The organism is Corynebacterium gerontici, assembly GCF_003813985.1.
Taxonomy (GTDB): domain Bacteria; phylum Actinomycetota; class Actinomycetes; order Mycobacteriales; family Mycobacteriaceae; genus Corynebacterium; species Corynebacterium gerontici.
Genome location: NZ_CP033897.1, coordinates 910,777 through 924,720 on the forward strand (window position 1 = coordinate 910,777; position 13,944 = coordinate 924,720).

Annotated in this window: 10 protein-coding genes and 1 tRNA gene; 5 read left to right on the forward strand and 6 right to left on the reverse strand. The window is 57.2% G+C overall.

The window, feature by feature from the left end; all coding sequences use genetic code 11:
- Positions 1 to 22 precede the first annotated feature (22 nt).
- Entirely contained in the window at positions 23 to 1,600 is a 1,578-nt protein-coding gene (gene putP, locus CGERO_RS04350) for a sodium/proline symporter PutP (RefSeq protein WP_123933646.1), read from the reverse strand.
- A 149-nt stretch (positions 1,601 to 1,749) separates the two neighbouring features.
- Here putP and CGERO_RS04355 point away from each other — a divergent pair, with 149 nt between their 5' ends.
- Genes CGERO_RS04355 through CGERO_RS04370 form a run of 4 tightly spaced genes read left to right on the forward strand, consistent with a single transcriptional unit; the run spans position 1,750 to position 9,378 of the window.
- On the forward strand, positions 1,750 to 4,845 hold the full coding sequence (locus CGERO_RS04355) for a DEAD/DEAH box helicase (protein ID WP_123933647.1): 3,096 nt from the start codon (positions 1,750 to 1,752) through the stop codon (positions 4,843 to 4,845).
- On the forward strand, positions 4,829 to 5,614 hold the full coding sequence (locus CGERO_RS04360) for a hypothetical protein (protein ID WP_123933648.1): 786 nt from the start codon (positions 4,829 to 4,831) through the stop codon (positions 5,612 to 5,614). Before CGERO_RS04355 ends, CGERO_RS04360 begins: the two co-directional genes overlap by 17 nt.
- Before the next feature lie 36 nt (positions 5,615 to 5,650).
- The gene (locus CGERO_RS04365) at positions 5,651 to 6,781 is read left to right on the forward strand and encodes a metallophosphoesterase family protein (protein WP_123933649.1); all 1,131 of its coding nucleotides are present in this window, start codon (positions 5,651 to 5,653) and stop codon (positions 6,779 to 6,781) included.
- Between the two features lie 2 nt (positions 6,782 to 6,783).
- Positions 6,784 to 9,378 (forward strand): AAA family ATPase, encoded by a 2,595-nt coding sequence (locus CGERO_RS04370; RefSeq protein WP_123933650.1) that lies wholly within the window; start codon positions 6,784 to 6,786, stop codon positions 9,376 to 9,378.
- Here the strand turns inward: CGERO_RS04370 and CGERO_RS04375 are convergent.
- Positions 9,375 to 9,899 (reverse strand): YceI family protein, encoded by a 525-nt coding sequence (locus CGERO_RS04375; protein ID WP_123933651.1) that lies wholly within the window; start codon positions 9,897 to 9,899, stop codon positions 9,375 to 9,377. The two genes, CGERO_RS04370 and CGERO_RS04375, sit on opposite strands and share 4 nt — an antisense overlap.
- A gap of 182 nt (positions 9,900 to 10,081) precedes the next feature.
- Between CGERO_RS04375 and CGERO_RS04380 the strand changes: the two genes are divergently transcribed.
- Positions 10,082 to 10,555 (forward strand): MarR family winged helix-turn-helix transcriptional regulator, encoded by a 474-nt coding sequence (locus CGERO_RS04380; RefSeq protein WP_123933652.1) that lies wholly within the window; start codon positions 10,082 to 10,084, stop codon positions 10,553 to 10,555.
- Positions 10,556 to 10,591: 36 nt separating this feature from the next.
- On the opposite strand, the gene CGERO_RS04385 is transcribed toward CGERO_RS04380, so the two are convergent.
- From CGERO_RS04385 to CGERO_RS04400, 4 genes are all read right to left on the reverse strand, one after another.
- A tRNA-Arg gene (locus CGERO_RS04385) sits at positions 10,592 to 10,664 on the reverse strand.
- Positions 10,665 to 10,715: 51 nt separating this feature from the next.
- Positions 10,716 to 11,345, reverse strand: coding sequence for a LutC/YkgG family protein (locus tag CGERO_RS04390; RefSeq protein WP_123933653.1), 630 nt, complete (start codon positions 11,343 to 11,345; stop codon positions 10,716 to 10,718).
- A gap of 3 nt (positions 11,346 to 11,348) precedes the next feature.
- Positions 11,349 to 12,875, reverse strand: coding sequence for a LutB/LldF family L-lactate oxidation iron-sulfur protein (locus CGERO_RS04395; RefSeq protein ID WP_123933654.1), 1,527 nt, complete (start codon positions 12,873 to 12,875; stop codon positions 11,349 to 11,351).
- Positions 12,872 to 13,657: a (Fe-S)-binding protein gene (locus tag CGERO_RS04400; RefSeq protein WP_123933655.1), complete on the reverse strand. Its 786-nt coding sequence runs from the start codon at positions 13,655 to 13,657 to the stop codon at positions 12,872 to 12,874. The genes CGERO_RS04395 and CGERO_RS04400 overlap by 4 nt, the downstream gene beginning before the upstream one ends.
- Between the last annotated feature and the right edge of the window lie 287 nt (positions 13,658 to 13,944).

Below are 13,944 nucleotides of genomic sequence, written 5' to 3' on the forward strand. Positions count from 1 at the left end.
ACGCGCGTGTCAGGTTCCGACGTTAGATCTTGCCTGCTTGCTGCAACTTGGCGGCTTTCTCAATATCGAGATCAGGATTGGCGGCGGAAACGCGGGAGAGGCGCTGCGCCTCATCGAACTCGCGGATCACCGTTTCTGCCGGCTCCTTGGTCATGAGCGAAACAACCACGGTGACCACCAGGCCAGAAATGAAGCCCGGCACCATTTCGTAAAGGGCATCGCCCAGAGAGGACATGCCCCACACGAAGGACACCACCGCACCGGTGGTCATGCCGGCAATCGCTCCACCAGTGGTGAGGCGGCGCCAGTACAACATGAGCAGCACGAGCGGACCGAATGCGGAGCCGAAGCCCGCCCAAGCGAACCCCACGAGCTCCAGAATGGAAGCCGAAGGATTGATCGCGAGCAGCCCCGCAACAATCGCCACGGCAACCACTGCGGTGCGCGAGAGGTAAATCATGACGCGCTGGGAAGGCTCATTCTTGGCAAAGATCTTGAACAGATCCTCAATCAGCGAGGTGGAGGTAACAAGAAGCTGCGAGGAAATAGTGGACATGATCGCCGCCAGGACAGCGGTGAGGATAAGGCCCGCGATCAAGGGGTGGAAGAGCACGCGACCCATGTCCAAGAAGATCGTCTCGAAGGCATTGCGGTCCACCACTGCGATGTCGGGATTCTGGCCAAAGAATGCGGTGCCGATGATTGCCACGAAAGTGGCCCCCACGATGGACAGCAACATCCAGGTCATGCCGATGAAACGGCCCTGGCGGGCGTCGGCAGGCGAGCGCAGCGCCATGAAGCGAACAATAATGTGTGGCTGGCCGAAGTAACCCAAACCCCATGCAAGGTTGCCGATGATGGTGGCTGCGGTGACTCCGCTGAACATAGAGAAGTATGTAGGGTTGCCGGTGCCGCCGGTGTAGGGGCCGTAGTCGTGGCTGGTGGCCCAGGTCCAGATGCTGGAGGGATCGTCCAAGGTGAGCAGCGCCATCACGGGCACGATCACCAGGGAGAGGAACATGATGGTGCCCTGCACGGCGTCGGTGTAGCTCACGGCGAGGAAGCCGCCGATGAAGGTGTACGCCACGGTGATGCCGGCGACGATCAGCATGCCGTCGAGGTAGCCAGAGCCGAAGGTCGATTCGAAGTAGCGCCCGCCGGACACCATGCCGGAGGAGACGTAGAACGTGAAGAACACAATGATGATCAGTGAGCTCACGATGCGAAGTACGCGCGACTTGTCGGATAGGCGATTCTCAAAGAACGAGGGAAGCGTGATGGAGTCGCCCGCGATTTCGGAATACGCGCGAAGGCGGGGAGCCACCCATTTCCAGTTGGCCCAGCAGCCCACGAGCAGGCCGATGGCGATCCACAGTTGGGACATGCCGGATACAAATAGTGCGCCGGGTAGGCCCATGAGCAGCCAGCCGGACATGTCCGAAGCGCCCGCGGAGAGTGCGGCCACGAAGGGGTTGAGACCGCGACCTGCGAGCACGTAGTCGTCGTATTCATCGGTCTTTTGGAAACTCCAATAGCCGATTGCGAGCATCACACCCATGTAGATGATGATGGCGATGATAAACCAGGTGGTATCAGACATCTCGCCTCCTTTTTGTTGTAGGGGTCGCCATTACAATTCCATGTATTGAGTGATCGGCGCAACATTGCAGCTTTTCGACGCGCCACCGTTGGTTCATTTGTTCGGTCTCCAATGGGGGTGATCGTCACCCACCTGGTAGAACTGAACCTATGCCTGAGTACCTCCTCCACGGACTGTGGTCGAACGACGTGGGTCTCATGTTGTGGATTGAACAAAGCGAAGGCCACAAGATCCTCACGCGCGACGCGGTGCCCCGAGAGGCGTTCCCGCCGGTGGTGTGGCAGGTACTCGAGTCCAAACGATTGACCCATTTTCAGCCCGTCACATTGCTCACCCCCAAAGGGCGCACGGTCAATATTTCGAAGCTTCCCACTTTGGCCTTCTATCCGGAGCAGGCGGTTGGGATTTTCGAGCTGTTGAGTACCATCAACGCGCTCTCTGCCACGAGCGTCCAGCGTCAAGCCCTGGCACCTGATTTGCAGTGGCTGATTCGCATGTACCAGGGTCTGCTCACCTTCGTGCGGGCTGGGCGCGTGAGCATCCGGATGGCTTTTCGTGATCAGCTTTGGTGGCCCCAATGGGTGCTTTCCAGTGGATTGAACGAGCGCGGTTGGATCGCGCAGATGTTGGCAGCGGCACCGGGAGTGCTAGTGCGCAACGCCGGGGAAACCGTGGCCGAAGACATTGCCGAGGTCATGACGCACTGGATTGCAAACCATCTGTTGGCCGATTTGGCTGAGGCTCCGCGGCCACACGATTGGCATGCGTTCAGCCGGGCGCTGCTACGATCTGAGCCTTTGCAGCGTGCGAACCCGAAGCTCTTGGGGGCTCTAGGTAAATGGCGCAATTCAGTGAGCACCGCCAATCTGTCTTTGGTGGTGCTCATTGAAGAACCGGAAGAAGAAGACGGCGAGCAACGCGACGTCAACAATTTGCTGTGGCCGGTGAAGATCATGATGCGCAGCGGGGTGGAGGCACCGCAGCCGATTGTGCTGCGCCAATGTGACCGAGCGATGGTGGAGGCGCTGCGGGAATCCCACAATAAACTGCTCAAGATCGCCCCGATCCTCGATTATCGCCGCGATCTTCCACCGGGAGTCGTACCGGTGTGGAGCGAGGATGCCCTGGGGGACTGGGATAGCGTCCTCACAACCGAGGAATTGGCTCATTTTGTTCGCAATGAGGTGCAAGCGCTGAGCAAGGGGGGCTTCACCATCATGCTGCCGAAGGTGTGGAGCGCTAAAAAAGAGCACACCCGCATAAAAGTTGAAATCGGTGGGCCGCTGATCTCCCGTTTCGGGCTCGATCAAATCGTCGAATATGACTGGAAGGTTTCTGTCGGCTCAACTGAGCTCACCGAAGAACAAATGCGTTCCCTGGTGCGTTCCAAGTCTGGGTTATTGCTGCTCGACGGCAAATGGGTGGTGGCGGACCCCGCACAAGTGCGCCAGGTGGAGGCGTATCTAGAGCAACTGGAAGGCCAATCGCAGCATCGCCTGCGAAAAAGGGCGGACGAGGCTCGCATGCGTGCGGAACTGGCCGCTCTACGCGATGATCCCCGCGCAGAAGCATTAGCGGCAGAAGCTGCGGACCTTGCAGCCTTGGCGGATGATCCGGAATCTTCGCTCACCACCATCAGTGATCTTCGTGAGCTTGCCCTTGACGAAGAGCATGAAGAGCTTGTGGAATACGAGGGTGATCCTTGGTACCAACAATTGCTCGGTGTGCTGGATGGGGAAGCCGCACCAGCACCGCAGCGGGTGGCGATTCCGCCGACAGTGCGGGCTGAACTGCGCGAATATCAACGTCGCGGTGTTGATTGGCTGCACTGGATGGCAAACAATGGTGTGGGCGCAGTGCTTGCCGACGACATGGGGCTGGGCAAAACCCTCCAAGTGCTCGCACTTGAGGCGATTGAACGAGCCGATGGGCAAGCTGAGCCGACGCTAGTGGTGGCGCCAACTTCAGTGGTGGGGAACTGGGCCGCGGAGGCTGCGAGGTTTGTGCCGCACCTGCGGGTGCTTGTGCTGCACGGCGCAAAGCGGCCCAAGGGCGAGGATCTGCTCGCGGCCGTCGCTGCGGCCGATCTGGTGGTGAGCAGCTATGGCGTGCTGCAGCGAGACGCAGAAGATCTCGCCGGGGTGCATTGGTGGAGGGTGGTGCTTGACGAGGCACAGGCGATCAAGAACGCGCACACCAAGGCTTCAAAGGCTGCACGTTCGCTTCCCTCGACCCATCGCCTTGCTCTGACGGGTACGCCGATTGAAAACAAACTGGCTGAGCTTCATTCAATCCTCGATTTTGTCAATCGTGGTGTGTTGGGCACCGCTTCGTCTTTTCGGAACAACTTTGCTCGCGCGATCGAGCGCTATAATGACGAAGCCGCATCTGCTCGCCTGAAACGATTGAGCGCACCCTTCATTCTTCGCAGATTGAAGTCGGATCCCAGCATCATTGATGATCTTCCAGAAAAGAATGAACACATCATCCCGGTGCAACTCACGCCCGAGCAGGCCGCATTGTATGAGGCTTTCGTCCATGGCGTTGCGGACCAATTGCACAATGCGCCGGGCTTAAAGGACATCGAGAAAAAGGGCAAAGTGCTCATGGCGATTACCAAGATCAAGCAGATCTGCAATCACCCGGCACATTTTCTTGGCGATCATTCGCCAATGACGCACAAAGGGCGTCACCGTTCTGGCAAGGTGGCCAAGTTGATGGAGATCCTCAGCGACGCGCAGCTCGATGGGGAAAAGGTGCTGATCTTCACCCAGTACACCGCTTTCGGTCACATGCTTGTTCCCTATGTTCGGGAATTCTTTGGGTTGGACATTCCCTTCCTCCACGGCGGGGTTTCCAAAGCAGGACGTGATCGCATGGTCAAGCAATTCCAATCCGAGCAGGGGCCGCCGGTGATGGTGTTGTCTTTGAAAGCTGGTGGCACGGGGCTGAACCTCACGGCAGCAAATGTGGTGGTGCACATGGATCGATGGTGGAACCCAGCGGTGGAGAATCAGGCCACCGACCGCGCTTATAGAATCGGCCAGGGTCGGGATGTTCGCGTGTACAAGCTGATGACCACGGGCACATTGGAAGAATCCATCAATGAAGTGATCAATGGCAAGATTGCCTTGGCCAATGCGGTAGTTGGAGCAGGTGAAGGTTGGCTCACTGAACTCGAACCTGAGCAATTGCTGGAACTCATGCGACTCAGGAAGGGGGCAGTAGATGGCGAGGGTGCGTAAGGATAACGTTATTTATGCCAACTTTGGCGCGCGGAGTCAGGAAGTCGAGGATCCGCTAAGTCAGCAGGTAGCAAGCCTAGGTGTGCCCGGGCGTCTGCAGAATTTCGTTTTTGCACTCACTGATCATGCAAGGATCCAGCGTGGCCGCGAGTATGTGCGCAAAGCCAAAGTGCTTGAGGTGGAGCTGCGCGACGCCATGATTATCGGTCAAGTCAGCGGCTCACAGTTGGAGCCGTTTGAAGTTGCAATTGGGTTGCCGTATCGCAGCACCGATGAAGTATCTGAGATTAGCAAGCTTTTAGTTCAAGAACCGGCAGGCATTCAGCGTGCCCGTGAAGGTGACCTCCCGGAGGACGTGATTGACCTGCTGCTGTGCCATGAGGCATCGGATCTGCGGCTGCGTTGTTCCTGCCCCGATCCTTCCTATTCTTGTAAGCATGCTGTGGCAGTTGCGTTAGTGGCAGCGCAAAGATTGATGGAGGCGCCGACGCTGGCGTTTGAGCTTCGAGGGCTGAACATTGTGGCCTTGGAGCAGGCTATGGTTTCCCAGGCAAAGGTTCGTACCGAGGAACGTGCGGATAAGGCGGAGTTTTTCTGGAGCGGCGGCGGACTACCGGAACTGCCAAAGCCCGGACAGAGCTCAGCCTTAGAGGATTCGGACCTGCAGCTTCTGCACAAGGCATTGCGTTTGGTGTCGTATTCATCCGTCGAAGAGCTCCGTGGTGTGGCAGATATAGAAGATATGTTCGATTTTTTGTGTGATCGTTAAGCTTCGATTCGTTGGTGCTGTGTTAGAGATGAATGTATGAAAACAACATTTCTTCACACTTCAGACTTCCAAATCGGTATGAGAAGATGGTGGCTTGATGCTGAGGCGGAGCCGCGATTTGCCAATGACCGAATTCAGGCCATTCGTCGCGTACACGATTTAGCTCTACAGTTCGGCTGCGATTTTATTGTGGTGGCTGGCGACTTCTTCGATGCCAACTCTCTTTCCATGCAGACGATCTTGCGGGTAAAAGAGGAGCTGAAGCGGCTCAAAATACCCGCGGTTTTTGTGGCAGGCAACCACGACCCGCTTACTGCGGATTCTATGTACGGCGAAATTGAGGGGATGGACAACGTCGTCGTTGCCCGGGACAACACGCCATTTGAGGTGGTGCCGGGGGTGGAAGTGGTAGCTGCCCCGCTCAAGGTGAAGCGTGCTGATAGTGACCTCGTAGCTGCCGCGATTGAGGGGTTGGAGCCAAGCGCCACCATTCGGATTGCCGTTGGCCACGGGCAGGCGGAATCTCGTTCCAACGACATCCGCCCTGATGAGATTTCTTTGTCCTTGGTTGAACAACGAATCTGCGAGGGTGCGATCGACTTTTTAGCTTTAGGCGATACACACTCGGCACAGCCCGTTGGCAGCAGTGGCAAGGTTTGGTTCTCTGGCTCGCCTGAAGCAACGGATTTCCGTAACCTGCAAACCGGTGGTGGTGAAAATAATTCCGGCAATGCGCTGGTGGTGGCGATTGAGAAGACGGGTGCCGAGGAAGCCTCGGTCTCTGTTTCCGAGCATCAGGTTGGTCAATGGACCTTTGAAGAACACACCTCGCTGGTGAACTCCCTGGAAGATGCCAAAGCGTTCGTGGAAACTCTGGAGCGCTATCCCGATAAACGCAACACCGCGATCCGATACAGCCTCCAAGGGGTGGTGAATTTGGAAACCTCTCAATATTTAGAGGACGAGCTGACGCGCCTGGAAGAGGTCTTCGCCGCTCTTTATGAGCATGAGCGGTTTATGGATATGCAGGTGGTGCCCGACGATGGAGAGGTCAATAACCTCGGTCTTTCGGGGTTTGCTGTGCGAGCACTCGAGGAACTCCACCAACGTGAGGACGATACTGCACGCAATGCAGCCAAATTGCTGCTCCGCCTGGGAAGGAAGTAGCGATGATTATCCACAGTCTGAAAATTCTGAACGCCGGAAGGATTGCGGAATTTTGCCTTCCAGAGCTTTCCGACGTCGGCGCGGTCGTGATAGAAGGCGAAAATGAGGCCGGCAAGTCCACTGTGATGGAGATGATCCGCTTAGGGCTCGAGGCCGCACATAAAGCAAATACCAAACACGTGCGCGCACTGAAACCTAATGGGCATGACGAATCGCCACAGATCACCATGGAATTTTCCTTGGGGAAACACCGCCTCCACATGAATAAGGTATGGCTACGCGGCAAGAAACATGAGCTCAAGGCCATTGCGGGACCTTTGGCGGGGAGGGCGTGGACCGGTGAGGAAGCGGACTCGATGCTGAAAGAATTGCTTTCGGGCGAATCACATGATGCAGATCTGCTCGATGCCCTTTTTGTTCGGCAAAATGAACTCAGCCCAGAGCTTGAGGCCGCGGGCATCCCTTCGCTCAACAGCATCCTGGGGCAGGGTGATAGTGAGGCTCTCGAGGAAGATCATGAGCTCATGGCGAAGGTCAAGAGCCTCTACGAGGCAACGTTTACCAAGCGTGGCGCCTATTCCTCGCGCAGCGATGTGCAAAAGGCAATTGACGAGCTTGAGGATGCTCAAGAGCAGCAGGCCGACGCCCGTGCGGCATTACGCGATGTTGAACGTCGAGTGGAATTCGTGGAGAAGAACAAGCCACGACTGTTGCAGTGGCATGCGCAACTGCCGGAGCGGCAGGCGGAGTTTGAGGACGCGCAGGCGCAGCACGAGCAGGTACGTGAACTCGAGCGCGAATTTGCTGGGCTGCAGGAGCGCTACGATGACGCCAAATCACTGCTCAAGGCCGCCGTGGAGCAAGTTGAGCGCCGAGAAGAAGCCCGGGAAACGCTGAAGATATTGCGCGGTGATGTGGAATCCGCAGAAGCGACGCTAGCCGCCAAAGCCGAACGCCGGGAAGCGGAAGAAGCGAAATATGCGGATGTGCTTGCAGAGCTTGACCGGACCCGCTCGGATATTACTGCAATGCAGCAACGTCTTGATCAAGCAACCGCGGCGCAGGCGCAACAGGTGGCCAAGGAGGAGTTTGAGCGAATCGCTCAGACCCTTGATCAAGTACAGGTGGTACAAGCCGAACGCGAGCAATGTTTGTCCGTGCCGCAAGTGACGCAAGCGATGCTGGATCGTGTGCAAGAGGCGGACGCAGCTTTGCGTAGCGCGGTGGCGCTCAATCAGAGTCAGAGCCCTAGCCTGACGCTGAGCGCTGATCAGGAGCGCGAGGTGTTCATCGACGGCGAGGTGTGCAGCGTACGGGATGCGGTGGGCTTCGCAGTCACTGAGGCTATGGACTTGGATGTGGGTGGTGTGCATATCCGGGTGCTGCCAGGGGTTGGCGCTGAAGCGAGCGCCCAGAAAGTTCTCGAAGCAAAGCGAGCGCTCAAGGACGCGATTGCGGGCACTCCGGCAAAAGACCTCGATCATTTGCGTGTCCTAAGGCGAGAATGCGCCGAGGCGGAGCAACAAGCCCAAGTCCTTGAAGTGAAATTGGCTTCGTTGCTAGGCGGCGAGGATGTGCAGTCGCTCCAGCGCCGACAGGCGGAGCTCAAGCTGCAGCTTGCTGATGAAATTGCACCTCCGGAAGATGCTGATGTTGAAGAGCTGCGTGAGCAACTGAACGCGCGAGAAGAGCAAGAAGCTGAGCTTGTCGAACGTCGCGAAGTTTTGCAGCCGCGACCTGCAACTCGTGAATATGAGGCAGCGCTGTTGCAGCGCGATCATGTCAAGCAGCAGTTCACCAGTGCTGAGTCTTCTTTGGCTCAAGAGCTAGAGCAGTGCCCTACTGAACAGTTGAAGCAACAGAAGGCGAAACGACAGGCAACTGTTGAAGGTTTAGAACAGCATATCGCCACTTCTCGCGTGCGCTTGGAGCAGGTTGGTGTTGATCAGGTATCGATGCAGTTTGATATGGCAAAGGCTGCGCTGGAAAACCTGAAAGAGAAGATCAATCGCACTTCGGTGGAGTTGGAGGTGAACCAACAAGAGATTGACGCTCAGGTGGGTGTTGCGGAAGCTGCGCAGGAAGCAGAGCGCAGGCTGCAAGTTGCGAAGTCGCGCAGTGAGAAACTGATGCGCGAGGCCGATGCATTAAAGCTGCTATACGACGTGTTGATGAAACACCGTGATGAGGCCCGGGAACGCTACTCGCGACCGTTAGGGCAGCAGCTTTCGCAATTGGCGCCCTTCATTTTCGGTGAGGATGTGAGTTTTACCTTCGATGAGAATTTGAAGGTTCAGGCGCGAAAGGGCGAAGAGGGAGTGATCCCCGTAGAGAAGCTCTCCGCGGGAGCTAAGGAACAGCTGGGGCTGTTGATTCGCCTAGCACTCGCGCGGATTGTGGCACAGGGTGATACCAGCTTGATTTTGGATGATCCGCTTGGCGCCAGCGATCCCGTGCGTATCGGCGGCATGAACGGTTTGCTAGGAGTATTGGCAAAGCAGCACCAGCTCATTATTATGACCTGCCAGCCCGAGCGTTTTTCGATGCTCAGTGGGCGGCAGGCCTATGCGATGGAAAAAGTGACCAAGTATTACTAGCTCTGGCGAATGGCGGAACCTTCGATTTCCAGCTTGATTTCCTCGGAGACCAGCATGCCGCCGGTATTGAGCGGGGCATTGAAGTCGATTCCGAAGTCCTTGCGATTGATCTTGGTGGAGGCTTCGAAGCCGAGGCGGGTGTTGCCGAAGGGGTCTTCGGCAACACCGTTGATCTCCACATTGAAGGTGACGGGCTTCGTCGTGCCCTTGATGGTCAGATTGCCCTTCACCTTCGCCTCATTGCCATTGATAGAGATTTCGGTGGATTCGAAGGTGATGGTGGGGAACTCTTCCACGTGGAAGAAGTCTTCACCGCGAACGTGTGCATCGCGCTCAGCGTTGCCGGTGTCGATGGATGCTGATTGCACGGTGCCGTTGACAGTTGAGTCCTCACCGATGGTGATGGTGGCTTCAGCGTCGTTGAAGTGGCCACGAACCTTAGTCACCATGGCGTGGCGGGCAACGAAGCCCACACGGGAGTGGGAAGCGTCCAGAGTGTAGGTGCCGTTGATGTTCTGCATTAGCATTTCCTTTTCTATTCAATGCGTTTTCTGTTGCTGTATCAACAACTATAGCGCAAGATGATGATAAGTCAACTGTTGAATTTGTGCAGCTAAAAATAGGTAAACCAAAATATCACTTTGGGAGCACGCTATGTTTTCGAAATTTTTTATTGGCGTGTCTGGGGTTTATTGTTATCTGCATGAATACCGCACGCTGGCTCACCGATGAGGAACAATCGCTGTGGCGAATGCTGCTCGCGGCGAATAGAAAGGTTGATCGCGCGATCGAAGAATCGCTCAACGCTGATGACCTCACCACGCCGGAGTTTAGCGTGCTAGTTAGTCTCTCTGAGCATCCCGAACAAAAGATGCGCCTAAGAGAACTTTGCGCCTCCTTGAACTGGGACCGATCGAGAACTTCGCACCAGATCACCAGAATGGAGCGTCGTGGTCTCGTGGAAAAGCAGCGGTGCGAAGGGGATGGGCGCGGGGTGTTGGTAGCGCTCACGAGAGAAGGTGAGCGCAGGCTACAGCAGGCGGCTCCCGCCCATGTCGGTACGGTGCGAAGCGTGGTCTTTGAAAAAATGAGCGAAGAAGAAGCCGACGCCCTCCGAGCATTTTCCAAGAAGGTGTTGGGTCCAGATCTTCAAGACCTACACATTCCCGGAGCATAACCAAAGCCCCTCAGCATTGCTGAGGGGCTAATTTTGTGTCCCCGACACGATTCGAACGTGCGACCTTTGGTACCGGAAACCAATGCTCTATCCACTGAGCTACGGAGACGCGCAACGCCCAATCCTAGCACTAGGTGGGCGCGCGAATAAAAACCGGGGGTTAGTCCACGATGACGCAAATCAGCGTGCGCGGACCATGGACGCCTTCAACGCGATTCAGCTCGATATCCGAGGTTGCAGACGGCCCAGAGATCATCGTCACGGGCTTTTCGTGGCCAAGCGCCTCGATCATCTCAGGAACGCCATAGACCACGGAGTCCATGCGCACGATGCACACGTGACAATCGGGTACCAGCGTGAGGGCTCGGCGCCCGCACAGCTCATTGGACTCCAGGCAAATGGTGCCGGTTTGAGCTGAGCTGACGTGCGAGTCGGTCACCACTGCATCTACCTTGTCCAGCAGGCGCGGGTCGCTGCTGCGGTCGTCTGGCGTGGCGTTGGCGTCGGCAAGCTCAAAAAGGGAAGCGTCAAGCCCCTCGGCGAAGCGGACGTCCTTGGCGCCGCGATCATTGAGGATCTTCGCAATGGTAGCTGGAAGTTCATCTTCGGAAGACTGCACCACATCTGCCTTGTAGTCCTCCAAGCGGTCGATCAAAATTTCCTTGAGCTCGGAGCGGCTATAGGAATACTCGCGGTTGTAATCGCGGGGAATCTCCACACCGCCTTCGGGTGTGCCGGCCAGCTTGTGGGCATCGCGGATGCGCTGCAGAATAACGGACTTAGCACTCATCGCTTAGGCCTCCTCAGGCTTGTTGGGAAGACCCTGCTCGCGGGCCTCGGTGAGTAACTGCTGTGCTTCTTCTGTATCGAACCACTGGCGGAACGACTTCTTCGGCGGCAACGGAATGTCGCGGAAATCGGTCCAGCCGGACAGGAAGCTCGGCAGGTGCGTGATCTTGCCCTTGAAACCGCCGGCGATGCGGCCAAGGAACACCATGCGTGAAAGCGTATTCCACACCGTCTCATTGCCCCAGGTGAACTGCATCGCAGTCATCAGAGATCCCTCAACGGCAGGCTTGTGCTTCGATACCTTCTGGTGGCGCAATTCCAGCAGCGCGTCGGTAATCGGAATCTTCACCGGGCACACCTCGTTGCATCGGCCGCACAGCGAGGATGCGAAGGGCAGGGAGCCGTTCACGGAAGTATCGTCGTCCATGCCGGTGAGCTGCGGGGTAAGAATCGCGCCGATTGGGCCTGGGTAGGTCGAACCGTAGGCGTGGCCACCTGCGCGTTCATAGACTGGGCACACATTGAGGCAGGCGGAACAGCGGATGCACTTGAGAGCCTCGCGTCCGATTTCGTTGGACAGTGCCGCGGTGCGGCCATTGTCCAACAGCACAATGTGGAAGTTTTCGGGGCCATCGCCCTCGGTCACGCCACTCCACAGGGAGGTGTAGGGGTTCATGCGTTCGCCAGTGGAGGAGCGAGGCAAGAGCTGCAGGAACACTTCGTAGTCGGCGAAGGTAGGCAGAATCTTTTCAATGCCCATCACCGAAATGAGGGTTTCCGGCAGAGTGAGGCACATGCGGCCATTGCCCTCGGACTCCACGATGGTGACGTGGCCGGTTTCCGCGATGCCGAAGTTGGCACCACAGATGGCCACCTTGGCCTTCATGAACTGCTCGCGCAGGAACTTGCGGGACGCTTCCGCAAGCTCAGCGGGCTCGGAGCTCAGCGAATCATCTGTGTCGGGCATGCCCTCGATGAAGATGTCGCGGATCTCGGCGCGGTTGCGGTGGATCGCGGGCACAAGAATGTGCGAGGGGCGATCATGGCCAAGCTGGACGATAAGCTCGGCGAGGTCCGTCTCCTGGGCGTGAACGCCAACTTCTTCGAGCTGCTCGTTGAGGGCGATTTCCTGGGTCGCCATGGACTTGATCTTCACCACGTTTTTCTCGCCCGTGGCCTGCACCAATTCTTTCACGATGCGGCCTGCTTCTTCAGCATCGCGAGCCCAGTGCACATGGCCGCCGCGTGCGGTCACAGCAGCTTCAAACTGCTCCAGCAGCTCAGGTAGACGAGCCAGCACGTCGCGCTTCGTGGCCGAGCCGGCTTCGCGCAGCGCCTCCCAATCGTCGATCTCGCCGATCACATTGGCGCGCTTGTCGCGAATGGTGGTGGTTGCCTTGTGCAGGTTGCGGCGCTGCGTGGCGTTGTAGAGCCCGTCGTGTGCCGCCTTGGGGAAGTTGCGGTCGCCGTGCAGCAAAGAGATGTCCGATGCGCGCGGTGGCATCGAGGGGGTTCCGAGTGAGACGCTCACAGCATGGCCTCCTTAGAGTAAGCAGCATTGGTGGGGGTCCAGGGGTTTTCCTTGGTGGAGGCGAGGATCTCCGCCATGTGTACGGCGCGAACTCCCATGTGCTGGCGAGAAAGTGCTCCAGCGATATTCATCAGGCAAGAAGAATCGCCACCGGTGACGTATTCGGCGTCGGTGGACTTAATGTTGCGAGTCTTATCGGACACCATTGCGGCCGAAGTTTCAGCGTTCTTCAGGGCGAAGGTGCCACCGAAGCCGCAGCATTCTTCCGCATTTGGCAGTGTCACCAGGTCAATGCCTTCCACATTCTGCAGCAAGCGGTAGGGGCGGTCGCCCAACTTGATAAAGCGCAGTCCGTGGCAGGAGGGGTGGTAGGTCACCCGGTGCGGGAAGAAAGCGCCGAGCTGATCGGTGCCTGCGACGTCGATAAGAAATTCTGGAAGGTCGTAAGTCTTCTTTGCGGCCTGCTTGGCACCGTCGACCAGTGCGGCGTCGCCGTAGCGCTCTGCGACGTGCTCATGCTGCTCACGGACAGCGCCCACGCAAGAGCCGGAGGGGGCAACCACAAAGTCGATGGAAGGATCAGCGAACGCATCCACATAGGTGCGAATCAGTGGCACCGCTTCCTTCTGGTAGCCGGTATTGACGTGCATTTGACCGCAACAGGTCTGTGCATCAGGGAAGACCACTTCATAACCGAGCCTTGACAGGATCAGTGCTGTGGCCTTCGAAGCATCGGGGAACATAGCGTCGCCGATGCAGGTGGAAAAGAGCGCAACTCTCACGTTTCTTGCTCCTAGGGATAAAAGTGGGTTGTAACACCGGCTGCGTCGCAATGAGCTTCAGGTGTCACCGGTCGCTAGCCATCCTAGCGGAATTTTCCCGACTAGCTCCGTTCATGAACCTCGCTGAGCTGCAGGTATATAAGAAATATCAGTGTTATTTAATTGGCTTGAGCAGTCGGGAAGAACGAACGGGATTGGCCTGTGGGTGGGTAAGGCGATTGGAAATGTGGCGGAAAATACTCGCGGCTTCGCGCCGCGTTGCAGGAGCTCTTGGGCGCGAATGCTGG